The following is a 24,088-nucleotide window of genomic DNA, read 5'->3' as shown; positions in this document are numbered from 1 at the left end:
ATGGAATACCAGACCGAGCGCCTGATTTTAAGGCTATGGAAGCAAAGCGACCGCGAGCCGTTTGCCGCGATGAATGCCAGTCCTGAAGTAATGCGTTACTTCCCCAATACGCGCACCCGTGAAGAAAGCGACAATATGGTGAATGCTGTCGAACAGATCCTCGCCGATAAAGGTTGGGGATTATGGGCGGTGGAAGAGAAAAGCAGCGGGGCGTTTATCGGGTTTGTGGGCCTGAATATTCCTGGATACGAACTGCCGTTTTCCCCGGTGATTGAAATAGGCTGGCGGCTGGATAAACCGTTCTGGGGTAAAGGTTACGCACCGGAAGCGGCACGTAAAGCGCTGGAAATTGGTTTCAACCAATACGCAATGGACGAAATCGTCGCTTTTACCGCGCTGGAAAATCAGCCATCACAACGCGTGATGGAAAAAATCGGCATGCATCGTTGCGAAGAGTTTGACCACCCAGCCCTCAAGCAAGGCCAGCCGTTGTGCCGCCACGTACTGTACCGCATCACCAAAAACCAGATGCTTTAAAGTGACATCGATAAATCTGCCGCCGCGCGTCGTAGCGGTGGCAGAATGTTGGCGCGCAGTTCTGTGACGCTAACTTCGGTGGCGGGTACGCCGACATTCATTGCAGCAACTACTTTGCCACCACGTGCCAGCATCGGTACGGCAACTGAACGTAAACCAATTTCCAGTTGTTGATCGTTAATCGCATAACCCTGGCGTCGCGCCAGCGCAATCTCTTCACGTAACTGCGCCACGCTGGAAACCGTATGTTGGGTGTAACGCAGCAACTTTGCCCGCCCCAAATAAACTTCCAGTTCTTCTTCCGGTAACGCGCTCAATAATACTCGCCCCATCGATGTTGCCCACGCGGGCAGGCGGCTGCCACGGCCAATATCAATACTCATTAAATTATCTACAGCGGTACGGGCGATGTAGAGCACATTGTCACCATCCAGCGTGGCGACGGAACACGAGTGGTTAAGCGATTTGCTGAGGTTATCGAGCGCGGTCTGCGCCACTTTCGCCAGCGGCGTACCGGCAAGATAAGCATGGCCGACCGTCAATACGCGCGGCAGTAATTCGTAACTGCGACCATCCGGGCTGTGAACCATCCCTAAGGTGGCGAGGGTATAAAGACAGCGGCGCACAGCTGCACGGGAGATATGCGTTTTCTGGCTCAGTTGCGAGATAGTCAGCCGCTGGCGCTGGGGGGTAAAGGCGTTAAGCACCTCCAGCCCACGAGCCAGTGACAGCATAAAGTTGGGATCTCTTTTAGCAACGCTTTGAATTTCTTGATTATCATCATGAATAACATTCTGAATATCATGGTTTTTTTCGTTCACAAGTTGCCGCTCCAGCCGCTCTTCATGGTCATCAGGATGCGCTAAGCCCGTTTGCCCGGCAACTTTGCCCCGGACAATGTATGGAATATTCCACCACGATCACAAATATCCGCCGTATAAATGAAACGCGTCGATAATCGCACAACAATTCGATTACCGCCGTTGACGCTTTGGTGGGGTTGCTCCTATTGTCAGGAAACACCGTTTTGTTTGCAGGGGATTTGACCGGCAAACATCTTAAAAAATAAAGGCGTAACTACCACGCCGACGGGAAGGATATGAGCGCCACAATCGAACACCTTGAAAGCCTGATTGTTGATCTGCCAACGATTCGGCCACACAAACTCTCGATGACCACTATGGGCTGCCAGACGCTGGTTATTCTGCGCCTGACGCGCTCCGACGGCATCACCGGCCTGGGCGAAGCGACCACCATTGGCGGGCTGAGTTATGGCGTTGAAAGCCCGGAAGGGATCAAATCCGCGATCGATACCTATCTTGCCCCGTTACTGGAAGGCCAGCCTGCGGATAACGTCAACCGTCTGGTCGCGCTGATGAATAAATGCGTGCGCGGCAATACTTTCGCCAAATCTGCCATCGAAACGGCGTTATTGGATGCGCAGGGCAAAGCGCTGGGTTTACCGGTCAGCGCCTTGTTGGGCGGGGCGTTAACCAGCGAACTTCCGGTGTTATGGACGCTGGCAAGCGGTGATACTGCCAAAGATATTGCTGAAGGTCAGAAGTTGCTGGCCCAGGGGCGACACAACGCCTTTAAGCTGAAAATCGGTGCTCGGGATTTACGCACCGATCTGCAACATACGCGCGCCATCATCGAAGCTCTTGGTTCGCAAGCCAGTATCCGTGTCGATGTCAACCAGGCGTGGGATGCAAGCCAGGCAGTACGCGGCTGTGCGGAACTCGACGCGATGGGAATCGACTTAATCGAACAGCCTGTTGCCGCTCATGACATAGAAAGCCTGGTGCGTTTGAGTCAGCGTGGCAATGCAGCGATTCTTGCGGATGAAGCCGTAGCCAGTAGCGAAGACGGCTACGATATTGCGCGTCGTGGATTTACCGGCGCATATGCGTTGAAAATTGCCAAAGCCGGTGGCCCGGCAAGCGTATTGCGCCTGGCACATGTGGCTCAAGCCGCAGGCATTGGGTTGTACGGCGGCACCATGCTGGAAGGCACGATTGGCACGGTAGCTTCGCTGCATGCCTGGTCGACATTACCGCTGGCGTGGGGGACAGAAATGTTTGGCCCGCTGTTACTGAAAGACGATATTGTCGAAAAGCCGCTGCATTTTGCTAACAGCGCGGTGACCTTGCCAGCAACCCCGGGGTTGGGTGTGACCCTGGATGAAGATAAATTAGCGTTTTACCGCCGTAAGGCATAAGGAGAAAGCCATGTTATTTAAAGTTGAGATGACGGTAAATATTCCACTCGACATGCCAGTGGAAACTGCCGCTGAAATTAAAGCCAAAGAAAAAGCCTATTCACAGCAGTTACAACAAGAAGGCAAGTGGCGCCATATTTGGCGCATTGCCGGGTTATATTCTAATATCAGTATTTTTGATGTTAAAGATGCTGAGGAGTTACACAATTTATTAATGGCTTTGCCATTGTATCCGTACATGGATATCAAAGTTGATGCATTGTGCCGTCATCCATCTTCAATTCGTAATGATGATAAATAAACAATAATAAAAATTAACCTGCACCATGCCTTTTCTCAGGCATGGTTCCCTACAAGTAAGCAATGAGACAATAAACATGACAACTAACTTTGTTCACCTGCCTGAAGTGCAAGCTTTATTAAGAGAAAGTGCCGGTTTGAATGGTGTGGAAGGAGATGAGCGTTTTAAAAATATTATTCATCGCCTGCTGGAAAATATTTGTACGATAATTGATGAGTTTAATATCACCGAAGAAGAATTCTGGCATGCGGCAAACTATCTGCATGAATTGGGTGGCCGCCAGGAAGCCGCATTATTAGCCGCAGGTCTGGGCATTGAACACTATCTGGATTTACGCCAGGATGCGCTGGATGCCGCAGCTCAGCTTGAATCCGGCACTCCGCGTACCATCGAAGGGCCGTTGTATGTCGCCAATGCGCCGCTGGCTGAAGGCCACACCCGCATGGATGACGGGAAAGATAACGGCCAAACGATGTGGTTGCACGGCACCGTTCGCGACACCAAAGGCCACCCAGTCGCCAACGCGATTGTTGATATCTGGCACGCGAATACGCTGGGGAACTATTCGTTCTTCGACCCGAGCCAAAGCGAATACAACCTGCGCCGCCGCATTAAAACCGGCAGTGATGGGCGTTATAGCGTGCAAAGTATTGTCCCGTCAGGCTATGGCTGCCCACCAGACGGTCCAACCCAGAAGCTGCTCGACCGTCTGGGCCGCCACGGTAATCGCCCTGCACATATTCACTTCTTCGTTTCAGCGCCAGGCCATAAACATCTCACCAGTCAAATTAACCTGAATGGTGATAAATACTTGTGGGATGATTTTGCTTTTGCTACCCGCGATGGTTTAATTGCTGAACCAGTCACGATTAGCGACCCACAAACGATTAAAACGCGTAATTTAACTGGCGAACATACTGAAGTTGAATTTGATTTTACGATCTGCAAAGCCCATTCCCCTGAGGAAGAATCTCGCATCACCAGAATCCGCGCTAAAGAATAAATAACATAGCATCCGACCTGCAAAATAATCATTTTCAGGTCGGGTTAGCGCAGCGCTCGCCAGTGTTTATTACCAGACCTACGTTTATCCCGGAAGCCATGTTATGCAAAATAAACTCGATGGTATTAAAAGAAAAATCAGCAACGCTTTAATTGTTGATCGTGAGAATGATATTTACCGTTGTAATCGCAATGTATTTGTCGATGACCAATTATTTGAACTGGAAATAAAACATATCTTTGAAGGGAATTGGGTTTATCTGGCGCATGAAAGCCAAATCCCTGACGCCGGAGATTATTTTACCTTAACGCTCGGCAGGCAGCCGGTACTTATAACACGCGATAAAAAGAACGAACTGCATGGCTTAATTAATAGCTGTGCTCACCGTGGCGCGATGTTATGCCGCCGTAAAGCGGGCAATAAAAACTCGTTTACCTGCCCATTCCACGGTTGGACGTTCAGTAACAATGGCAAGCTATTGAAAGCCAAGGATGAAAGCGTCGGGGGATATCCGGAATCATTTAAACAAAATGGCTCCCACGACCTGAAAAAACTGCCGCGCTTTGAGTCGTATCGTGGATTCCTGTTTGGCAGTCTGTCTGACGATGTTATGCCGCTTGAGGATTACCTGGGCGAAACGTGCAAAATCATTGATTTGATTGTTGATCAGGCCCCTGAAGGGCTGGAAGTGCTGCAAGGTGCATCAAGTTATATTTATGAAGGTAACTGGAAATTAGGTGCCGAAAACGGCGCGGACGGTTATCACGTCAGTGTTGTGCACTGGAACTATGCTTCGACGATGTCGCGCCGGAATTATGAAGCTGAGGGTACTCAGGCTGTGGATGCTAACGGCTGGTCAAAAAGCGTCGGCGGGGGTTACGGTTTTGAACACGGCCACATGCTGCTGTGGACGCGCGCACTGAACCCAGAAGTTCGCCCGGTATTTACCGAAACTGAGCGCCTGAAAGCCGAGTTTGGCGAAAAACGTGCCGACTTAATGGTCAATGAAACGCGTAACTTGTGTCTGTATCCGAACGTCTACCTGATGGACCAGTTCTCTACACAAATCCGCGTCATTCGTCCGCTTGCCGTCGATAAAACCGAAGTGACGATTTACTGCTTTGCACCAAAAGGGGAAAGCGCGTCAAAGCGGGCCACTCGTATCCGACAGTACGAAGATTTCTTTAATGTCAGCGGTATGGGGACGCCTGATGATCTGGAAGAGTTCCGTTCCTGCCAGCAGGGCTATATGGCGACGAATCTGGAGTGGAGCGATTTAAGCCGTGGCGCAACGCATTGGGTCTATGGCGCGGATGATCACGCCAAACAGTCAGGATTCACACCGCAAATAAGTGGCATTCGTTCGGAAGACGAAGCGCTCTATATTGCCCATCACCATCACTGGCAACAAACCATGCTGGCGGCTATCGAGAAAGAGCAACAGCAATATGATGCTTCAATCACTCAGCGTGTGGAGGTTGCACCATGAGCCTGGATATTAACGCCATCAGCCAATTTCTTTACTACGAAGCCAGCCTGTTGGACGACCGTCAGTGGGACGAATGGCTAAGCTGTTACAGCCCCAAAGTGGTCTACTGGATGCCTGCCTGGGGAGACGACGACAAGCTCACGACTGACCCACAAAGCCAGATTTCCCTGATTTATTACCCAAGCCGTGACGGGCTGGAAGACCGAGTGTATCGCATTAAGACCGAACGTTCTGGTGCCAGTACTCCGGAACCGCGAACCACCCATATGCTCAGTAATATCATGATTGTGGGCAGCCACGGTGACTGCGTTGATGTGCGTTACAATTGGGTGACGCATAGCCATCGTTATCAACAAAGCGGTTACTTCTTTGGCACCACCTATTGCACGCTACGACAAACGGAAGGCCTGCCGCAGATCACCCGTAAAACCATTCAGCTAAACAATGACTACATCCGCCAGGTTATCGACATTTATCACGTCTGAGTAGAGGAATTGCCATGAGTTTTAACATCGCCCTCAACTTTGAAGATGGGGTTACGCGTTTCATTAGCTGCAATGCAGGTGAAAAAATCCTTGATGCTGCCTATCGCCAGAAAGTGAACCTACCGATGGATTGCTCCGACGGTGTGTGTGGAACTTGTAAATGCCACTGCGCTAGTGGGGAATACTCGTTAGGTGAAGATTTCCTCGAAGAGGCGTTGTCTGACGATGAATCCAGGCAGCGCCAGGTATTGACCTGCCAAATGGTTCCCAGTTCGGACTGTGTGATAGATGTGCCAGTGAGTGCATCGGCGTGTAAAACCGGTATCGGCAGATTCCAGGGTAAGGTTATTCGTTGTGACGCTTTGTCATCCAGCGCCATTGAGTTGGTCATTGAACTAGAAAAAGGGATCGACTTCCTGCCTGGGCAGTATGTGAATATTCAGGTGCCAGGCGGTACACAGTTGCGTGCGTACTCTTTCAGCTCGCTACCTGGCGATACGCAAGCCAGTTTCCTGATCCGCAATGTGCCGGGCGGGTTGATGAGCAGTTGGTTGTTACAGCAGGCTAAAACCGGAGATGAGCTAACACTTACCGGCCCGATGGGCAGTTTCTATTTACGTCCGCTGCAACGCCCGATAGTCATGTTGGCTGGGGGCACGGGGCTTGCGCCATTTCTGGCGATGCTGAAAAAGCTCGCATTAAATCCCGTTAACCAACCTATTACGTTGCTATATGGTGTCACCAAAGACAGTGACCTGGTGATGACAGAAGCGCTGGATGAACTGGCAGGGCGATTAACGAATTTCCGCTGGCTGCCTGTTATCACGGATACAGAGTCTGCCTGCCCGCAAAAAGGCTTTGTCACTGACCATTTTGACCACGCATTGCTTAATGATGGCGACGTAGATGTTTATCTTTGCGGCCCGCCGCCAATGGTGGATGCGGTGTTACGCACCTTGCAGAAACGCCAGATAACACCAGCCAGTTTCCACTATGAAAAATTTGCCCCAGGCCAGAAGGCCGAACAGCATGCGGCCGCATAAGGAGAAACAATGAGATTCCAAAATAAAGTGGCCGTCATCACTGGCGCGGCGCAAGGTATTGGCCGCCAGGTGGCAGAGCAAATGGCTCAAGAGGGCGCGCGTTTGGTGTTGATCGACCGGGCGCGATATGTTTTTGAACTAGCTGAAAACCTGCATCAACAAGGCTGTGAAGTGCTGGCGCTGGAGGCTGACCTTGAACAATGGGAAAGTACCCAGCACACCATGGCGCAGGCACATCAACACTTTGGTCAGCTGGATATTTTGGTGAACAACGTCGGTGGCACTATCTGGGCCCGCCCGTATGCAGAATATCAGCCCGATCAAATTGAAGCGGAGATCCGCCGTTCGCTATTTCCAACGCTGTGGGGATGCCGCGCAGTGCTGCCGTATATGCTGGAACAACAGCGTGGTGTGATTGTGAACGTATCTTCAGTGGCGACGCGTGGCGTTAACCGTGTGCCTTATTCCGCAGCAAAAGGCGGGGTAAATGCCATTACGCAGTCGCTGGCGATGGAATACACCGGTAGTGGGATTCGTATCAATGCCACCGCACCTGGCGGGACGCAAGCGCCAGCGAGACTGACTCCGCGCAATCAGGAACAACCCAGCCCGCAAGAACAGGCGTGGTATCAGCAAGTGGTTGATCAAACCAAAGACAGCAGCCTGATGCATCGCTACGGGACGCTTGCAGAGCAGGCTAACGCCATCCTGTTTTTGGCCAGTGATGACGCCAGCTATATCACTGGCACCATTCTTCCGGTGGGTGGCGGCGATTTAGGGTAACTTTAAGTGTAAATTGACGGGTGTTGTTGGCGCGAATCCGCCTACGGTTTCGATTTTGTAGGGTGGATTCGCGTCAGCAGCATTCACGACATCATCAGGACGTTATCTCAATCAGATTACCATCCGGGTCTGCTATCACCGCCTCGTAAAAACCATCGCCAGTCCAGCGAGCTTCATGTACCAGAGCATCGAGCGGTTTAAGGCTGGCGACGAGTTTATCGACCGCTTCCACAGAACCCAGGCTAATAGCGATATGCGCCCAGCCGGTGCGGTTATCTTCGCGCGGCGGTTTATCCACCAGCCCCGGTAGCGTCATCAGTTCCAGTGCGGGGCCATTTTCCAGCGTCACAAAATGGGAGATAAACCCTTCACGGCGCTTTGAGTGATAAGCCTCACCAATATGCGCGTTGAAATGTTGACGCCAGAAGGCACAGGCGCTCTCAAGATTGTTGGTCCACAGGGCGATATGAGCAACCTGCATCTTTTACCTCCATCCATATGAAATTTCGATAGTTGTGGAAAGCAGCAGCGCAGAGTCACCGCTTCGTTTACACCTTGTCTACACTTTAAAAATCATCTGGTTATCTTACTCGTACCGCGATGCCCGTCGCGCTGTTTACTGCGCCCTCTATCACATCCTGGTGAAATATCCGGTTACCGCCATGCTTGCCATATTGGCGCAGACTATTGTTTTTGTACGGGGATTTTTTTGCACTTTTGGCACAAATAACCCATGTCGTGCCGCCTTTATCTTTCCGACAGGAGTAGCAGCAATGCGTACAAAACAGGCTATATGGACTCTATCCACCCTCTGTTTGACCGTGCTTTCTGCACAGGCGGCAGGGCTTCCAGACAAAATTGGTGCCGGTGAAGGGCAGCTCGATATTATCGCGTGGCCGGGTTACATCGAACGTGGTGATACCGACAAAGCCTACAATTGGGTGACGGATTTCGAAAAAGAGACCGGTTGTAAGGTGAACGTGAAAACGGCGGCCACCTCTGACGAAATGGTCAGTTTGATGGCGAAGGGCGGTTACGACCTGGTGACCGCATCGGGCGACGCCTCATTGCGCCTGATTATGGGTAAACGTGTGCAGCCGATTAATACTGCGCTTATCCCTAACTGGAAAAATATTGATCCGCGCCTGGTAAAAGGCTCGTGGTTTAACGTCGACGGCAAAGTGTATGGCACGCCGTATCAGTGGGGGCCAAACCTGCTGATGTACAACACCAAAACCTTCCCGACACCGCCTGACAGCTGGAGCGTGGTGTTCGTCAAACAAGACTTGCCTGACGGCAAAACCAATCAGGGCCGAGTGCAGGCTTATGATGGGCCGATTTACATTGCCGATGCCGCGTTGTTTGTTAAAGCCACACAGCCACAACTTGGCATTACCGACCCGTACCAACTCACCGAAGAACAATACGCGGCAGTGCTGAAGGTACTGCGTGACCAACACGGTCTGATTCACCGCTACTGGCATGACACCACAGTGCAAATGAGCGACTTCAAAAACGAAGGGGTGGTGGCCTCCAGCGCCTGGCCGTATCAGGCCAACGCCCTGAAAGGGGAAGGCCAGCCGATTGGTACCGTATTCCCGAAAGAGGGCGTCACCGGTTGGGCAGATACCACCATGCTGCATGCTGATGCCAAACATATGAACTGCGCCTACAAATGGATGGACCACTCGCTAAAAGCGAAAGTTCAGGGTGACGTAGCGGCCTGGTTTGGCTCACTGCCTGCCGTGGCTGAAGGTTGTAAAGCCAGTACCTTGCTCGGCGATAAAGGCTGTGAAACCAACGGCTACAACTACTTCGATAAGATCGTGTTCTGGAAAACCCCGGTAGCCGAAGGCGGTAAATTCGTGCCGTACAGTCGCTGGACCCAGGATTACATCGCCATCATGGGTGGCCGTTAAGCCTGGAGGAGTTATGCCGTACGCTGTGCAGTTTCGAAACGTCTCGCGCCTTTACGGTGATGTGCGAGCCGTAGATAACGTCTCAATTGATATTGAAGACGGGGAGTTTTTCTCCATGCTCGGGCCATCTGGCTCGGGCAAGACCACCTGCTTACGGCTGATTGCGGGCTTTGAACAGGTCACCTCCGGCGAAATCGCCATTTTCGGCAAACCGGCACAAGACGTGCCGCCTTATCAACGGGATGTGAATACCGTCTTCCAGGATTACGCCTTATTCCCCCATATGACGGTGCTGGAAAATGTTGCTTATGGTTTGATGGTCAAAGGCGTGGATAAGAAAACTCGCCTCGCCAAAGCGCAAGAAGCACTCGAGCGCGTGGCACTGGGTTTTGTTCACGCTCGTAAACCGTCGCAACTTTCCGGTGGGCAGCGGCAACGTGTGGCGCTGGCACGTGCCTTAGTCAATCGCCCACGTGTCTTGTTGCTGGATGAACCGCTGGGCGCGCTGGATCTCAAACTGCGTGAACAGATGCAGGGCGAGTTGAAAAACCTGCAGCGTGAATTGGGCATCACTTTTATTTTTGTCACCCATGACCAAAGTGAAGCGTTGTCGATGTCCGACCGCGTGGCGGTGTTTAACAATGGCCGTATCGAACAAGTTGATACGCCACGCCAGTTGTATATGAAACCGCGCACTGCGTTTGTGGCGAGTTTTGTGGGCACTTCAAACGTGTTGCAACCGGCGCTTTCCGGGAAAGTATGTGGCGAAGAAGCGTTATTTTCACTGCGCCCTGAACACATCGTCCTGAGTAATGAACCGAGCCTCAGCAACGAAATTCGTGTCAATGGCATGATTCAGGAAATCCACTATCAAGGGGCGGCGACGCGTTTTGAACTGCGTCTTGCCGGTGGCGAAAAACTGTTGGTCAGTGAGGCGAACCCGCAACGCATTATCAGCGAAGAACGCTATCAAATCGGCCAGCAGGTCACCGCAGTCTGGCCCCGGGCGGCGATGGTTCCGTTGCTGGGGGAAGGATGAAATGGATATGAGTCTTCCCGCATCTCATCCTGACAACCGCCTGATGCGCCGCGTTGCTACGTTTTTGTGGCAACGCCCTGGATTCTGGCTGGCTTTGTTACTGCTGCCACCATTGCTGTGGTTTGGTGTTATTTATCTGGGGTCGTTGCTGACACTGTTGTGGCAAGGATTTTACACCTTCGATGATTTCACCATGTCGGTCACGCCAGACCTGACGTTCGCCAACATTGCCGCACTGTTTAACCCGGCGAATTACGACATTATTTTGCGCACGCTAACGATGGCGATCGCCGTGACGCTCGCCAGTGCTGTGCTGGCTTTCCCGATGGCGTATTTCATGGCGCGCTATACCACCGGGAAACTCAAAGCGTTTTTCTATATCGCGGTGATGTTGCCGATGTGGGCGAGCTACATCGTGAAAGCGTATGCCTGGACATTGTTGCTTTCACGCGATGGTGTGGCGCAGTGGTTTCTTGGACACATGGGTCTGGAGCCGTTGCTTAACCTGATGCTGACCATTCCGGCAATCGGCGGCAATACGCTGTCGACTTCTGGTTTTGGCCGCTTTCTGGTGTTTCTCTATATCTGGCTGCCGTTCATGATTTTGCCGATTCAGGCCGCACTTGAGCGCTTGCCGCCGTCATTGTTACAGGCATCGGCAGATTTGGGGGCTCGCCCGGCTCAAACCTTCCGCCATGTGGTTTTACCGCTGGCGATTCCGGGTGTGGCAGCGGGTTCAGTGTTTACCTTTTCGCTCACCCTCGGTGATTTTATTGTGCCGCAGCTGGTGGGGCCGCCGGGGTATTTCATCGGCAACATGGTCTATTCCCAGCAAGGGGCAATTGGCAACATGCCGATGGCCGCGGCCTTTACGCTGGTGCCGATTGTATTGATCGCCATTTATCTTTCACTCGTGAAACGACTGGGGGCTTTCGATGCACTCTGAACGCGCTCCGTTACTGCTGAAAATCGCCGCCTGGGGCGGGGTGATTTTCCTGCATTTCCCCCTGCTGATTATCGCGCTTTATGCCTTTAACACCGAAGAAGCCGCATTCAGCTTTCCACCCAAAGGGCTGACGCTGCACTGGTTCAGCGTTGCCGCATCGCGCGGCGATATTCTGGACTCGGTGACGTTGTCACTTAAAATTGCTTCACTGGCAACACTACTTGCTTTGATTCTCGGGACATTGGCCGCTGCGGCACTCTGGCGGCGGGAATTCTTTGGCAAAAATGCCATCTCGTTATTACTGCTGTTACCGATTGCTTTGCCGGGAATTATCACCGGCATTGCGTTGTTAACCGCCTTTAAGATGATGAATTTTGAACCCGGTTTCCTGACTATCGTGGTGGGCCACGCAACGTTTTGCGTGGTGATTGTGTTTAACAACGTCATCGCCCGTTTCCGTCGCACCTCTTATAGTTTAATTGAAGCTTCGATGGATCTGGGGGCTGACGGCTGGCAAACCTTCCGGTATGTGATTTTGCCGAATCTCGGTTCGGCACTGTTAGCCGGAGGCATGCTGGCGTTCGCGCTGTCGTTTGATGAAATTATTGTCACCACCTTTACCGCCGGACACGAACGCACCTTGCCGTTGTGGCTGCTCAACCAGCTTGGGCGCCCACGTGAAGTTCCGGTTACTAATGTGGTGGCGTTGATGGTGATGCTGATGACCACCATTCCGATTCTAGGGGCGTACTGGCTGAGCCGTGGCGGAGATGACGTCGCGGGCAGCGGTAAATAACGTTGAGAAGGGTATCACTATGCAAAGCCAGCTATTAATTAACGGCCAGTTAGTAGACGGCCTCGGGGAAAAGTTACCGGTCTACAATCCGGCAACCGGTGAAGTGCTGTTGGAAATCGCCGAAGCCACGGCGAACCAGGTTAATGACGCAGTGACAGCGGCGGATAACGCCTTCGCCAGTTGGGGGCAAACCACGCCGAAAGAGCGCGCCGAACATCTGCTGAAACTGGCTGATGTGATTGAGCAAAATGGCGATGTGTTTGCCCGCCTGGAATCGCAAAACTGCGGCAAGCCTTATCACTGCGTGTTGAATGATGAAATTCCCGCTGTGGTGGATGTGTTCCGCTTCTTTGCGGGCGCAAGCCGCTGCCTGAACGGACTGGCGGCGGGGGAATATCTGAGCGGTCATACTTCGATGATCCGCCGTGATCCGGTTGGTGTGGTGGCGTCTATCGCGCCGTGGAACTACCCGTTGATGATGGCAGCCTGGAAACTCGGCCCGGCACTTGCCGCTGGTAACTGTGTGGTGATTAAACCGTCTGAAATCACCCCGCTTACTGCGTTTAAGCTGGCGGAACTGGCGAAAGATATTTTCCCGGCAGGTGTGTTAAATGTGCTGTTTGGGCGCGGGCAAACTGTCGGCGATGTGCTGACCGGTCACCCGAAAGTGCGCATGGTGTCGCTAACCGGTTCGATTGCTACCGGTGAACATATCATCAGCCATACCGCGCCTTCGATTAAGCGCACTCATATGGAGCTGGGCGGCAAAGCGCCGGTAATTGTGTTTGATGATGCCGACCTGGATGCGGTAGTGGAAGGCGTGCGGACTTTTGGCTATTACAACGCGGGCCAGGACTGTACCGCAGCCTGTCGTATCTACGCGCAGAAGGGTATTTACGACAAACTGGTTGAGAAACTGGGGGAAGCGGTCAGCAGCCTGAAAGTTGGCGCGCCGGAAGATGAATCTACCGAACTTGGGCCGTTAAGTTCTGCCGCACATCTTGAGCGGGTCAACAACGCGGTGAATGCCGCCAAAGCTCTGGCACATGTCAAAGTGGTAACGGGCGGGGCGAAAGTGGACGGGCCGGGATATTACTTCCAGCCAACCTTGCTTGCGGGGGCGAAGCAGGAAGATGACATCGTGCAGAAAGAAGTTTTCGGCCCGGTGGTGAGCGTGACCGCGTTTGATGAAGAAGAGCAGGTTTTGGGCTGGGCGAATGATTCCAGCTACGGCCTGGCCTCTTCAGTCTGGACAAAAGATGTGGGCCGCGCGCATCGCCTTAGCGCTCGCTTACAGTACGGTTGTACCTGGGTGAATACCCATTTCATGCTGGTTAGTGAAATGCCACATGGTGGGCAAAAACTGTCGGGTTACGGCAAAGACATGTCACTGTTTGGGCTGGAGGATTACACCGTTGTCCGCCATGTGATGATTAAACATTAAGACGTCAATAAGCGGTTGTGTTCATGAAGTCTATAATTTAGGTGTGCCACACTGATGTGCTTTCTTTTGAGGGGTTACTATGAAGAAATATGTATTAATGCTGCTGGCCGCCGTGTTCATGGCAGGCGCTATACCCGCACAGGCAACTGAGCAATCAGAGCAACGCCAGGATGCCCGAGGCGTGCGTCAGGACACGCGCGAAAATTCTCGACAAACCAAACAAGATTGTCGCAATGGCGTGTTCGGTAATGCTGATTGCCGTCAAGAACACCGTCAGAATAAACGGGAAGGCCGACAAACCGCCCGCGATATCAAGTACTGAAAGTGCGAGGTGGTGCATTCGGCCGGACAATATGGATACTCATGTTTGACCCCACACTCCAGGAGTTTTCACCTTGCGAGTTGGCTCAGACACACATAAATTTGTAGGAGTATCCACACTAACAGGAATGAATATGCGTAAGCCTCGCTCTTTATTAACTGCTGCGACGGTTGCTCTTACACTGTCCATCTTTTCCGTGTCAGCATTAGCAAATCCTGGCAATGGAAACGGTGGTGGTAATGGTGGCAGCCAGGGAAACAGTAATGGCAATGGTAATAAGGGAAATAGCGGTAACAAATCCGATAAATCAGCTAAAGCGGATAAGAGTGATAAAGGAAACGGTAATTCAAAAGAAAATCAAGGGAGCCGTAAAAACTACGGCAAGCCAGACCACGTCGATACCGACATCACATTTAATGATGCGCGACATTTAGCGGTTAACTATGGTTTTACCGGATATAAACCGTTGCCTCCAGGCATTGCAAAAAACCTGGCACGCGGTAAACCGTTACCTCCGGGTATCGCGAAGAAATCGGTCCCTGGCACGATGCTGAATCAACTGCCTTATTATCCTGGCTATGAATGGCAGGCGGTTGGTCAGGACCTCGTGTTAGTCGCACTCAGTACCGCGATTGTGACTTCTGTTATTAATGGTGTATTTGATTAACTGGTTTGTGCATAAAAAAAGCTCGCCTCGGCGAGCTTTTTTGTCTTTGCTAGTTTAGTGATCCAGATACAGGTAGTGCATCCAGCTGGTCATACGCAGTAGCACCTTACGCATCACCGACACATGGGTGAAATGGTCGGAATAGACGGCGACCTGGCCAAAAATCCCATCAGGTAACGCATCAACATCTGCATTAGGTGCAAGCTCAATTATCGCCAACACGCCGTCACTTCCAGGGGTTAACGTTAATGATTGCAGCGTACCTTGTGCCTGATAAGAACCACCAGGCACGACCGGCAAAACTGAGGTGAGTTTTCCAGGGAAAACCTGGCCTGGGAGTGCATTAAACACCACTTCGGCTTCATCACCTGGTTTTAAACGTAACAGCGAGTTTTGCCTGAATTGCGCGACAATTAGGCGTTTTTGTTGCGGTATAAACACCATCACCGGGCGCAACGGCAGGGCGGCCGCATAGGTACCTGGGCGGATTAACACTTGAGTCACGTAACCGTCACTCGGAGCACGAACCACGGTTTGGTTAAGGTTGTATTTGGCTTCTGCAAGCTGGGCGCGCAGGCTAACAATCTGGGATTGTTCGCCGTTGACCATGCTATCTAACTGGCTTTTGATTTGTGACTGCTCAGCAACCGAGCCTTTTACCAGTGCGTCCTGTGCAAGATAATTTTGTCGGGCATTATCAATATCACTTTCAGAGAACGGGTTAACCTTCGCTTTACTGCCCTGAAGGTAACGTTGGTAATCTTTGTACAATCTGTCGCGTTCTGCACTGACACGGGCCGTGTTGGCAATGGCGGCATCAAGTTCTGATTTGAGTGACTCCGTACTATGAATGGCAGTGGTTAAATCAGCCTGAAGTCTGTCTACCCGTGCCTGATAGCGAGTGGGTTCTAATTTAAACAGCACTTCTCCTTTTTTAATCATTGTATTTTGTTTATCGGTCACTTCACTCACTATCCCTGTGACTTGTGGCGTCAACGGAATTGAAATAACCGCTTTTTGCGCCAGGAAAGTATAAGGGTGGTTGTAGTTCATTAATAAAATGAGCGCGCCAATTAAAAACACTCCTCCCAATGCAGCGGTTGGCACTGTCCATTTATTTACTGGTATTTTAAATATCTTGAATATTGACCATGCCAAAGCAACATATGTCAGGATAATGAGTAAATCCATGATATTACTCCGATGGAGTTATTTTATTGTTATCTAACTTTTGCTCCAGCTCAGTCACCCTTTGCTGTAACGAAGCCAGTGTAATCTCTGGGTCTTGCTGCATCCCCCAGCCGCGTTCCGGGCGATAAAGAGTGGCCCAAATCCATAAGAACGGCCATATAACATGCAGGGTAAACAAACTCACCCAACCAGCGACATGAATCGCATCGGCATGTGGGTGATTACGTGATTTAGCAATAAGATAAGGAATGTCGTGAAGAATAATGATCCCGTAAAAGATAATGAGAAACACAAAAATAAGCACACCAAGCGCAAAGTAGTTTAGAAACATAATGGCCTCGAATCATAGAGCGTTAAATCTAATCTAAAGATAGTCGCTATCCGGCACTGAGATTATGATTCAGATAAAATCACCCCTTAATGATTAGTTATTTCCATTTAATAAGTTGATGACGCTTGCACTTTTCTTTAAGACAGAGGTTTTCACTACTCAGTGCCGGCGTCATCACCTTTATATATTGTTAATTATTCCGTTTCATCGCGAATATCAGTCGATGCACCATTTTTCTGAACCGATTCAATCCCTTTCTGTGCAGCCGCTTTCGAGGCATACATTTCGCTTTGGGCGATAATTTGCCCGTTAGAGGCCTTTAACACGAAATAAAATGGTTCGGCAGTCGCCTTCGCTGATTTCTTTAAAACGTAGTGACCCATAAAAAATCTCCGCTTTACCCCAGACCCTTTGTCTGGTGAGTAGCTTAAATATAGTGCAATCAATCAATGAGGTGGCTGAGGAGGGGGCGTGATTGTTAAAACTTGATATACGCCACAAAAAAGAGCATATTTTATAGCGTAATTTCACTGCAATCAGCTTATAAAAATGTCGGTTTATCAGAAGATGTTGGTTTTTTATGTGGTTATGTCGTTAATAACCGCGATTATTACATGGTTTTTATCTCGGGATAAAAAGAGCATCAAACTGTTATGTTCTGTGCTGGTAGGGGCAACCTGGCCAATGAGTTTCCCTGTCGCGTTGTTGTTTTCTCTGTTTTAAACTCTCTATACTTCAACTAGTTAAAGAACAGGAACGGTACGTGATGAATGACATAACTTTTTTCCAGCGCTTTGAGGGTGATATTGTTGCCGGCCGTAAAACAATCACGCTGCGTGATGTCTCTGAGTCGCACTTTACGGCAGGCCAGCAATTACGTGTCGGGCGTTATGAAGACGATGTCTATTTTTGCACCATCGAAGTGATCAGTGTGATGCCGGTGTTGCTCGGGCAACTGACCGACGAGCATGCGCGTCAGGAGAATATGACGCTGCCTCAGCTTAAAGAGGTGATTGCGGATATTTATCCAGGTCTGAATGAGCTTTATGCGATTGTTTTTAGGTTGGTTACTGCGGCTTAAAAACAAAGGAAGGGGAGTTTCCCCTTCCTGAAATTTCACCTACTGACTGGCTTTCTTCAACATCTGATACAACTCATCTTTTAGCCGCAACTTCTCTTTTTTCATCTGCATGACTTTTTCGTTGTATCCCGTCCCTTGCGGCCCCTCCTTGCGTAAAATTTCATCATCAAGCTGATTGTGCTTGTCAAACAAGCTGAGGAAACGCGGGTTGGCGGATTTTAATTCGGTAATCAATTCACGGTACTCAGGAAACATTGCAAACCTCCGGAGTCGAGTAGGTAGGTGATGAATGGATAAGCCCTGGCAATTGCTGCCATTTGCAGTGTAGGCACCGCTCGGCCTGAATTGGAAGCACCGCTTGGTAAGGGTTTGTCAATTTGAGATCCACGAGGCGCGTTAACAATTTAGATTAAATTTTCGGCATGTTACGCCTTGCTTAACGGCAAAAATTGTTAACGACAATCTTATTTCTGTGTGCTAAAACATATCTATGATATATCTTACGCATTCAAAAATGAGAAACAGATGACCTTACAAACCAAACCTAATCTTCCACAACGCGTCAAAAACGAGCTTAAATTTCGTCAGTTAACCGTAAAAAGCAAAGAAACCGTTGCGGGTAGTTTTTATCGCATTGTTTTTAGCAGCCCAGAATTAGCAGGTTTCACCTCGAGCGGGTTTGATGACCATGTGAAAGTGTTTTTCCCGCCAGAAAGTGGTGAGTTTGCTCGCCCGTCAGTCACTGACGACGGCATTGTCTGGGGGGACGGTCCGCGTCCCATTTCGCGTGATTACACCCCGCTGGAATTTGACGCCGCGCGTAACGAACTGACGCTGGACTTCTATATTCATGACGGCGGCGTTGCCAGTCAGTGGGCGGAAATTGCCACGACTGGCGATACGTTACTGATAGGCGGGCCACGTGGATCGCTGGTCATTCCTTGTGACTATTCATGCCAGCTCTATGTCTGTGATGAAAGCGGTTTACCTGCCATTCGCCGCCGTCTGCTCTCTCTGCCCGGACATATTGTCCCCACTGTGCTGGTAAACAGCCAACACGCACAAAGCCGCGAGTATCTGAGTGAGTTCAAACAGGCGGATATTCACTGGCTTGATAGCGAATCTATCGCTAAGCACTTAAGCACCCTTGAATTCCCGGAGAGCGACTATTTTGTCTGGATTACCGGAGAAGGTCGCGACGTCAAAAAACTCAATGATGAACTGCTGGAAACCCACGCTCTGGACGCCGATTACGTGCGCGCTGTGGCTTACTGGCATCATAAATAAGGAAACGAACATGAGAATCCATCATCTACACCATCGTCTTTGCGCCAAACATGAACGTCACGAAAGACACGGTTTGCACGGCGGCCATAATCATCACGAATATGGCGGTATGGAAGGGAAAGGGCGCATGCGCCGTGAACGCATGTTTGATGCCAACGACATTCGTTTGCTGATCCTGCATTTCCTTTCAAGCAACAATGCGCACGGTTATGAGTTGATCAAATCCATCGAGGCCATCGCCAAAGGCGAATATGTCCCAAGCCCGGGGATTATTTACCCTAACCTGTCTTTGCTTGAGGAGATGGGCTTGATTACTGCCGTGCAAAGCGACAGCAGTAAAAAGGCGTGGACGCTTACTACCGAAGGCCATGCTGAACTCGTACTACAACAAGACCACCTTGGCCATATCATCGCTAAGCTCGAATCGTTAGGGGTATTAGGCGATAACCGCCGTCTACCTGAAATTCAGCGTGCTATTCATAACTTTAAAATGGCACTTAATACCAAACTTGGGCAAAGCGATTTGCCAAAAGAGACGCTGTATAAAATCATCGATACTTTAGATCAGGCCGCTAAGGATATTGAGCGGAGTTAATTTTGCTATTTCTGTGCAATGAAGCATAAAGTTTCGACGAGTTCTGCCGAAACTATATGCTTCTGTTGTCATGAGAACGCAAAAGCATGTTAAATCGCATAAAAGTAGTAACCAGTCTTCTGTTTGTGCTGGGGTTATTTGGCCTTTTACAAATGACCTCCGGCGGGTTGTTCTTCAACGCGCTGAAAAACGACAAAGAAAACTTCACCGTGCTGCAAACCATTCGCCAGCAGCAATCTACCCTTAATGGCAGTTGGGTTGCCCTGCTGCAAACCCGTAACACGCTAAACCGTGCGGGCATCCGTCATATGATGGATACCAACAATATCGGCAGCGGCGCGACGGTTAATGAGCTGATGCTGATCGCCAGCCAGTCGTTAAAGCAGGCGGAAAAAGAGTGGGCTGAATATGAAGCCTTGCCACGCGACCCACGCCAGAGCGAAGAGTCTACCAATGAAATCAAGCGTAACTATGCGATTTACCATGGTGCGCTGGCGGAGCTAATCCAGTTACTGGGTGCGGGGAAAATTAACGAATTCTTCGACCAGCCTACGCAGAAATATCAGGACGGTTTTGAAAAAGAGTACATCAATTATCTGCAACAAAACGACCATCTGTACCAACAAGCGGTGGACGACAATAATCAGTCTTACTCGCAGGCCATTTGGATCCTGATCGTGATTCTGGCACTGGTTGCGGCGGCGATTGTTACCGTCTGGCTGGGCATCAAGAAAACCCTGATTGAACCGCTGCATCGCCTGATTGAAAGCATTCGTCACATCGCAAGCGGTGACCTTGTGCGTTCTATTGATGTGGAAGGCACCAACGAAATGGGGCAACTGGCGTCCAGTCTGCGTCATATGCAGTCAGAGTTGATGAGTACGGTGAGTGATGTGCGTAACGGCGCGAACGCGATTTATAGCGGCGCCAGCGAAATCTCCATCGGCAATAACGATCTCTCTTCACGCACCGAGCAGCAAGCGGCCTCGCTTGAAGAAACCGCTGCCAGCATGGAAGAGTTAACTGCCACCGTTAAACAGAATGCGGAAAATGCCCGCCAGGCAAGCCAACTGGCATTGAGTGCCTCTGAAACCGCACAGAAGGGCGGAAAAGTGGTGGATAACGTGGTGCGCACCATGAACGACATCGCCAGCAGTTCGAAGAAAATTGCCGACATTACCAGCGTGATTGACGGCATTGCCTTCCAGACCAACATTCTGGCACTTAACGCCGCCGTTGAAGCTGCACGTGCGGGTGAACAAGGGCGTGGTTTCGCAGTGGTTGCCGGTGAAGTACGCAATCTGGCACAACGCAGTGCACAGGCGGCCAAAGAGATCAAAGGCCTGATCGAAGATTCCGTCAGCAAAGTGGATACCGGTTCAACATTGGTGGAAAGTGCTGGCGAAACCATGGGTGAAATTGTCAATGCGGTGACCCGCGTGACCGATATCATGGGCGAAATTGCCTCGGCATCTGACGAGCAAAGCCGTGGTATCGACCAGGTTGGGCTGGCGGTTTCTGAAATGGACCGTGTTACGCAGCAAAACGCCGCATTGGTTGAAGAGTCTGCTGCCGCCGCTTCAGCACTTGAAGAGCAAGCCAGTCGTCTGACTCAGGCCGTGGCGGTGTTTCGTATTAACCAGGATGCCAAAGCCGCAGTTCGAAGCGCTGAACCCAAAGTAACGATTACGCCAATGACACCGCGCAAAGCGGCAGTCAGCGAGTCTAACGAAAATTGGGAAACCTTCTGATTTCGGTGAAATGAATGTGGTGGATGGCGCTTGCGCTTATGGCCGTTCTCTGTCCTCAGTTCGGCATTAGCGACCGCCTGGGCTGGGAGCTTTTCAGTCAGTCCGCTGGCCAGTCTGGAAAACAGCAGCAGAATTTATTTTAGTAACAATATTCACCGTAAAGGGGCCGGATTATTCCGGCCTTTTTTTATTTAAATCAATAACCCCCCCGTTACAGAATTTTCATACTGTACAAAAATCGACGATAATTTGACTTAGGGATAATTTAATTCCACTGTGAAAGCAGCAGGTTAGCCAGCATGTTTTGCGCTGGCTCTCTCTTTAAAATGGAGTTTAAAACTATGGCTATTCCAGCTTATCTATGGCTCAAAGATGACTGCGGTGCGGAGATTCGCGGCTCTGTCGACGTTGCGGGCCGTGAAGGCAGTATCGAGTCCTCGGCCTGAATCACGGCGTCACTCTCCCCACAGACAACGCGACAGGCAAACCCACCGCCACCCGCGAACATTCCCCCTACAGTTTTGATAAGGAGATCGACGCCTCCAGTCCCTATCTGTACAAGGCTGTGACCTCTGGGCAGAAGCTCCTGTCAGCAGAAGTAAAGTTTTATCGAATCAATGACGCCGGTCAGGAGACTGAGTATTTCAGCACTGTGATGGAAGGAGTGACGTTCGTCAGCGTGGGGCCGATCATGTATGACGTCAAATCTCAGTACGGGGAAAAACGGAACCACCTGGAAGTGGTGGAGCTGATTTACGAAAAAATCACATGGCGTTATGTGGACGGGAATATCATCCACTCTGACAGCTGGAACGAACGCGCAACCGCATAAGGATAAAGAGCGATGACATGGAAATATCAGCAAAGCACAGGCAGGCTGTACAACGGTAGCGAATTAGTCGAGACCGGTTATTCCGGCAGCCTGACCAATAAAAACAACCCCGACCGCCAGCAGGTCAAAGGGATGGGGCCGCTCTCCCGTGGAATGTACAGAATCGCGGGACACTCAACGTCAAAAGGGCCGGTGACCATTATCCTGGAGCAGACGTCCGGGGACACGTTTGGCCGTTCTGCTTTCCGCATTCACGGGGAAAGGGTTAACAAGCCTGCGGGCTTCGCGTCTGAGGGCTGTATTATTATGTCCCTGGCAACCCGGCGCCGCGTTCTGCGTGAGGGTGGGACGCTTGAGGTCGTCCGATGAAGCGCCTCCTGCTTCTGAGCCTGTTCCCGTGCCTGGTCTGGGCGGGGGGGCATGCCACCGACTGGCCCGCTTCGCTGAAGGGCGTCGAGTCAGGGGAGCAAGCCTGGCTGGATAAGGTTCCGGGACTGGCGGCCACGGCGGACGTTAAGCAGGCCACCGGTCTAGAGGATGCACTGGCCAGGGCGCTCTCGAAAAATGCCCCTGGCGTTCTGGAAACGCTCAAAGCCATTGACGCCAGGACATGGCCCCATATGATTGGGACGGATATCGTCTGTGGCGTTCCGGCTGAACAATCCGCCGCGGTGGTCGAGGATTTTTATCAGCGGACCCGTCTGGCCCTGCTGGGGACAGACAAGGGCGCGACCTGTTTGTGGATCCTCGAAGCAAGCTATGAGGAATGGAAAGCAGACAACGCCCGCAAGGTTGAGTAATATTATCCCCTGAAGTACAAAGCCCGGTCGGCTGACCGGGCTTTCCTCACGTTCCACCCCCATTGATTTCCCGTGTTAATTATCCTTAGTCGCTGAACCCCCTCAGCCGCTTTCGCACGTCTTTGTTTGGGGCGGTAGGCGGTTTCCTTGCCAGACAACGGGAATAGTGAAGGCTAATGCTGGCCATGAAATGGTAAAAGCGCCAGTATTTCACTGACGCTTGGTTGCCAACATTTCTAACTATGTAGTATTGATACAACCTCTGCTAATAGCAAAAAATTACAGACCATTGGGCACTGGTATATAGCAATCAAGCTTTTCATCAAACCGCAGATTATCAAACTGAGCACCAGAATACTTTAACCTCACGAAAGCAGAGTAATAGTCACTATGCCTCGTGATAAATCCAGGATAAATATTTATATCATTATCCGTAGCGTCAAACGTGTCGCCAGTTACATAATTTAGGCATTTGAGCCTGCTTGGCAGCCCATATATTACTATAGGGTTTACAGGGAGCCTAGGGTTGTCATATATAACTTTACGTAGTAACTCCCACTTTGGGTACATTGCATTTTTTATTTTAGCAAAAACAACCACATCAATTAGCCACCCTTCAATCAAAAGTGGCCTACCAAAAGCAGAGATAACATCCTTGCAACTGTTCGATTTAAAATCAAATATATTCACAATGAGAAACTGATCATCATAAACAATGTATCCGAAACCAAACTCACCGCTTTCAAGCGGAATGTAAAAACAAGTACCTACATCAATCTTTTTCATACGCCCCCACGAAGTTAGCATTTTTTCTCCGAAGATGAATGTGATGACATTCTATTTCTATAATTTTCATCAAACGCTTTGGCCCTCTCATCATTAGGATCATTCAATCTGCTGGGGTCGTAAGAGCGGGCACGGTTGCCTGCTCCAGCATTAAATTTACCGTCTTCTGAGTAGGGGTTTGAAGCCCAATGGGACGGAAACGTACGCTAAGAATGTAACCTTCTGTAATGTCAGTTTTAAGTACACATCAAGCTGACGTAAGGATAAACAGCAAATACTGTCAGATTAAGGTTGCTTTCTCGTTTTCCAGACACATCAAGAAAAATGTCTATGAATCTAATCTGACACTATCGTTCAAAAAACACACTTAGCGTACGTTTTCACACGGATGGGCTTCAAACCCCTGATACCATGCTTTACACCCAGGCGCTGGATTCACGCC

29 protein-coding genes and 1 pseudogene are annotated in these 24,088 nt (G+C 50.5%); 23 read left to right on the top strand and 7 right to left on the bottom strand.

Annotated features, from left to right (window positions below; genetic code table 11):
- Positions 1 to 537, top strand: a complete 537-nt coding sequence (locus tag EC843_RS01980) for a GNAT family N-acetyltransferase (protein WP_121813530.1) — start codon at positions 1 to 3, stop codon at positions 535 to 537.
- On the opposite strand, the gene EC843_RS01975 is transcribed toward EC843_RS01980, so the two are convergent.
- On the bottom strand, positions 534 to 1,271 hold the full coding sequence (locus EC843_RS01975; RefSeq protein ID WP_064546584.1) for an IclR family transcriptional regulator C-terminal domain-containing protein: 738 nt from the start codon (positions 1,269 to 1,271) through the stop codon (positions 534 to 536). The two genes, EC843_RS01980 and EC843_RS01975, sit on opposite strands and share 4 nt — an antisense overlap.
- Before the next feature lie 365 nt (positions 1,272 to 1,636).
- Between EC843_RS01975 and EC843_RS01970 the strand changes: the two genes are divergently transcribed.
- The 7 genes from EC843_RS01970 (at position 1,637) to benD (ending at position 7,859) form a co-directional block, all read left to right on the top strand.
- A complete protein-coding gene (locus EC843_RS01970) occupies positions 1,637 to 2,755 on the top strand; it encodes a muconate cycloisomerase family protein (protein ID WP_133521506.1) in 1,119 nt (372 codons plus the stop codon).
- 10 nt (positions 2,756 to 2,765) lie between these two features.
- Positions 2,766 to 3,056: a muconolactone Delta-isomerase gene (gene catC, locus EC843_RS01965; protein ID WP_121813529.1), complete on the top strand. Its 291-nt coding sequence runs from the start codon at positions 2,766 to 2,768 to the stop codon at positions 3,054 to 3,056.
- Positions 3,057 to 3,132: 76 nt separating this feature from the next.
- Positions 3,133 to 4,059 carry a catechol 1,2-dioxygenase gene (gene catA, locus EC843_RS01960; RefSeq protein ID WP_064546528.1) on the top strand — a complete coding sequence of 309 codons (927 nt, stop codon included), beginning with the start codon at positions 3,133 to 3,135 and terminating at the stop codon, positions 4,057 to 4,059.
- A gap of 103 nt (positions 4,060 to 4,162) precedes the next feature.
- Entirely contained in the window at positions 4,163 to 5,548 is a 1,386-nt protein-coding gene (locus EC843_RS01955) for a Rieske 2Fe-2S domain-containing protein (protein WP_133521505.1), read from the top strand.
- Complete coding sequence (locus tag EC843_RS01950; RefSeq protein WP_133521504.1) at positions 5,545 to 6,033, top strand: aromatic-ring-hydroxylating dioxygenase subunit beta; 489 nt, start codon at positions 5,545 to 5,547, stop codon at positions 6,031 to 6,033. The genes EC843_RS01955 and EC843_RS01950 overlap by 4 nt, the downstream gene beginning before the upstream one ends.
- A 14-nt stretch (positions 6,034 to 6,047) precedes the next feature.
- A complete protein-coding gene (benC, locus tag EC843_RS01945) occupies positions 6,048 to 7,076 on the top strand; it encodes a benzoate 1,2-dioxygenase electron transfer component BenC (protein WP_133521503.1) in 1,029 nt (342 codons plus the stop codon).
- Between the two features lie 9 nt (positions 7,077 to 7,085).
- Positions 7,086 to 7,859: a benzoate diol dehydrogenase BenD gene (gene benD, locus EC843_RS01940; protein WP_064546535.1), complete on the top strand. Its 774-nt coding sequence runs from the start codon at positions 7,086 to 7,088 to the stop codon at positions 7,857 to 7,859.
- Between the two features lie 94 nt (positions 7,860 to 7,953).
- Here benD and EC843_RS01935 read toward each other — a convergent pair whose 3' ends face one another.
- Positions 7,954 to 8,340 (bottom strand): VOC family protein, encoded by a 387-nt coding sequence (locus EC843_RS01935; protein ID WP_064546537.1) that lies wholly within the window; start codon positions 8,338 to 8,340, stop codon positions 7,954 to 7,956.
- Between the two features lie 292 nt (positions 8,341 to 8,632).
- Between EC843_RS01935 and ydcS the strand changes: the two genes are divergently transcribed.
- The 7 genes from ydcS (at position 8,633) to EC843_RS01900 (ending at position 14,992) form a co-directional block, all read left to right on the top strand.
- Entirely contained in the window at positions 8,633 to 9,778 is a 1,146-nt protein-coding gene (gene ydcS / locus EC843_RS01930; RefSeq protein ID WP_064546539.1) for a putative ABC transporter substrate-binding protein YdcS, read from the top strand.
- Between the two features lie 13 nt (positions 9,779 to 9,791).
- The gene (locus EC843_RS01925; RefSeq protein ID WP_064546541.1) at positions 9,792 to 10,817 is read left to right on the top strand and encodes an ABC transporter ATP-binding protein; all 1,026 of its coding nucleotides are present in this window, start codon (positions 9,792 to 9,794) and stop codon (positions 10,815 to 10,817) included.
- A 1-nt stretch (position 10,818) separates the two neighbouring features.
- On the top strand, positions 10,819 to 11,763 hold the full coding sequence (locus EC843_RS01920) for an ABC transporter permease (protein WP_133521502.1): 945 nt from the start codon (positions 10,819 to 10,821) through the stop codon (positions 11,761 to 11,763).
- On the top strand, positions 11,753 to 12,559 hold the full coding sequence (locus tag EC843_RS01915) for an ABC transporter permease (protein ID WP_064546546.1): 807 nt from the start codon (positions 11,753 to 11,755) through the stop codon (positions 12,557 to 12,559). Before EC843_RS01920 ends, EC843_RS01915 begins: the two co-directional genes overlap by 11 nt.
- A gap of 19 nt (positions 12,560 to 12,578) precedes the next feature.
- On the top strand, positions 12,579 to 14,003 hold the full coding sequence (patD, locus tag EC843_RS01910; protein WP_121813525.1) for an aminobutyraldehyde dehydrogenase: 1,425 nt from the start codon (positions 12,579 to 12,581) through the stop codon (positions 14,001 to 14,003).
- Positions 14,004 to 14,082: 79 nt separating this feature from the next.
- Positions 14,083 to 14,325 (top strand): hypothetical protein, encoded by a 243-nt coding sequence (locus EC843_RS01905; protein ID WP_064546550.1) that lies wholly within the window; start codon positions 14,083 to 14,085, stop codon positions 14,323 to 14,325.
- A gap of 133 nt (positions 14,326 to 14,458) precedes the next feature.
- Positions 14,459 to 14,992: an anti-virulence regulator CigR family protein gene (locus EC843_RS01900; protein ID WP_133521501.1), complete on the top strand. Its 534-nt coding sequence runs from the start codon at positions 14,459 to 14,461 to the stop codon at positions 14,990 to 14,992.
- A 54-nt stretch (positions 14,993 to 15,046) separates the two neighbouring features.
- On the opposite strand, the gene EC843_RS01895 is transcribed toward EC843_RS01900, so the two are convergent.
- The 3 genes from EC843_RS01895 to EC843_RS01885 all read right to left on the bottom strand — a co-directional run bounded on the left by EC843_RS01895 (position 15,047) and on the right by EC843_RS01885 (position 16,897).
- Complete coding sequence (locus EC843_RS01895) at positions 15,047 to 16,183, bottom strand: HlyD family secretion protein (RefSeq protein WP_064546590.1); 1,137 nt, start codon at positions 16,181 to 16,183, stop codon at positions 15,047 to 15,049.
- 4 nt (positions 16,184 to 16,187) lie between these two features.
- Positions 16,188 to 16,514 carry a DUF3302 domain-containing protein gene (locus tag EC843_RS01890; RefSeq protein ID WP_064546592.1) on the bottom strand — a complete coding sequence of 109 codons (327 nt, stop codon included), beginning with the start codon at positions 16,512 to 16,514 and terminating at the stop codon, positions 16,188 to 16,190.
- A gap of 194 nt (positions 16,515 to 16,708) precedes the next feature.
- Positions 16,709 to 16,897 (bottom strand): YegP family protein, encoded by a 189-nt coding sequence (locus EC843_RS01885; RefSeq protein WP_064546594.1) that lies wholly within the window; start codon positions 16,895 to 16,897, stop codon positions 16,709 to 16,711.
- 166 nt (positions 16,898 to 17,063) lie between these two features.
- On the opposite strand from EC843_RS01885, the gene EC843_RS01880 reads away from it, so the two are divergent.
- Positions 17,064 to 17,237, top strand: coding sequence for a GhoT/OrtT family toxin (locus tag EC843_RS01880; protein WP_064546596.1), 174 nt, complete (start codon positions 17,064 to 17,066; stop codon positions 17,235 to 17,237).
- Positions 17,238 to 17,277: 40 nt separating this feature from the next.
- Positions 17,278 to 17,595: a N(4)-acetylcytidine aminohydrolase gene (yqfB, locus tag EC843_RS01875; RefSeq protein ID WP_064546598.1), complete on the top strand. Its 318-nt coding sequence runs from the start codon at positions 17,278 to 17,280 to the stop codon at positions 17,593 to 17,595.
- Positions 17,596 to 17,634: 39 nt separating this feature from the next.
- On the opposite strand, the gene EC843_RS01870 is transcribed toward yqfB, so the two are convergent.
- Positions 17,635 to 17,850 carry a YdcH family protein gene (locus EC843_RS01870; protein ID WP_064546600.1) on the bottom strand — a complete coding sequence of 72 codons (216 nt, stop codon included), beginning with the start codon at positions 17,848 to 17,850 and terminating at the stop codon, positions 17,635 to 17,637.
- 270 nt (positions 17,851 to 18,120) lie between these two features.
- Between EC843_RS01870 and EC843_RS01865 the strand changes: the two genes are divergently transcribed.
- The 6 genes and pseudogenes from EC843_RS01865 (at position 18,121) to EC843_RS01840 (ending at position 22,860) form a co-directional block, all read left to right on the top strand.
- Positions 18,121 to 18,882: a siderophore-interacting protein gene (locus tag EC843_RS01865; RefSeq protein ID WP_133521500.1), complete on the top strand. Its 762-nt coding sequence runs from the start codon at positions 18,121 to 18,123 to the stop codon at positions 18,880 to 18,882.
- A 10-nt stretch (positions 18,883 to 18,892) separates the two neighbouring features.
- Positions 18,893 to 19,477 carry a PadR family transcriptional regulator gene (locus EC843_RS01860; protein ID WP_133521499.1) on the top strand — a complete coding sequence of 195 codons (585 nt, stop codon included), beginning with the start codon at positions 18,893 to 18,895 and terminating at the stop codon, positions 19,475 to 19,477.
- A gap of 86 nt (positions 19,478 to 19,563) precedes the next feature.
- The gene (tsr, locus tag EC843_RS01855) at positions 19,564 to 21,228 is read left to right on the top strand and encodes a methyl-accepting chemotaxis protein (protein ID WP_133521498.1); all 1,665 of its coding nucleotides are present in this window, start codon (positions 19,564 to 19,566) and stop codon (positions 21,226 to 21,228) included.
- A gap of 341 nt (positions 21,229 to 21,569) precedes the next feature.
- Positions 21,570 to 22,060 (top strand): annotated as a pseudogene (tssD, locus tag EC843_RS01850) (type VI secretion system tube protein TssD).
- A 12-nt stretch (positions 22,061 to 22,072) separates the two neighbouring features.
- The gene (locus EC843_RS01845) at positions 22,073 to 22,429 is read left to right on the top strand and encodes a tlde1 domain-containing protein (protein ID WP_133521497.1); all 357 of its coding nucleotides are present in this window, start codon (positions 22,073 to 22,075) and stop codon (positions 22,427 to 22,429) included.
- Positions 22,426 to 22,860 (top strand): hypothetical protein, encoded by a 435-nt coding sequence (locus tag EC843_RS01840; protein WP_133521496.1) that lies wholly within the window; start codon positions 22,426 to 22,428, stop codon positions 22,858 to 22,860. The genes EC843_RS01845 and EC843_RS01840 overlap by 4 nt, the downstream gene beginning before the upstream one ends.
- 279 nt (positions 22,861 to 23,139) lie before the next feature.
- Here the strand turns inward: EC843_RS01840 and EC843_RS01835 are convergent, their stop codons facing one another.
- Positions 23,140 to 23,646 carry an Imm26 family immunity protein gene (locus EC843_RS01835; protein ID WP_166642021.1) on the bottom strand — a complete coding sequence of 169 codons (507 nt, stop codon included), beginning with the start codon at positions 23,644 to 23,646 and terminating at the stop codon, positions 23,140 to 23,142.
- Positions 23,647 to 24,088 lie beyond the last annotated feature (442 nt).

It is taken from the genome of Buttiauxella sp. JUb87, assembly GCF_004361975.1.
In the GTDB taxonomy this organism is placed as follows: Bacteria; Pseudomonadota; Gammaproteobacteria; order Enterobacterales; family Enterobacteriaceae; genus Buttiauxella; species Buttiauxella ferragutiae.
Note: the sequence above shows the minus strand (reverse complement) of the source record. Positions and strands in the feature narration are given on the sequence as shown.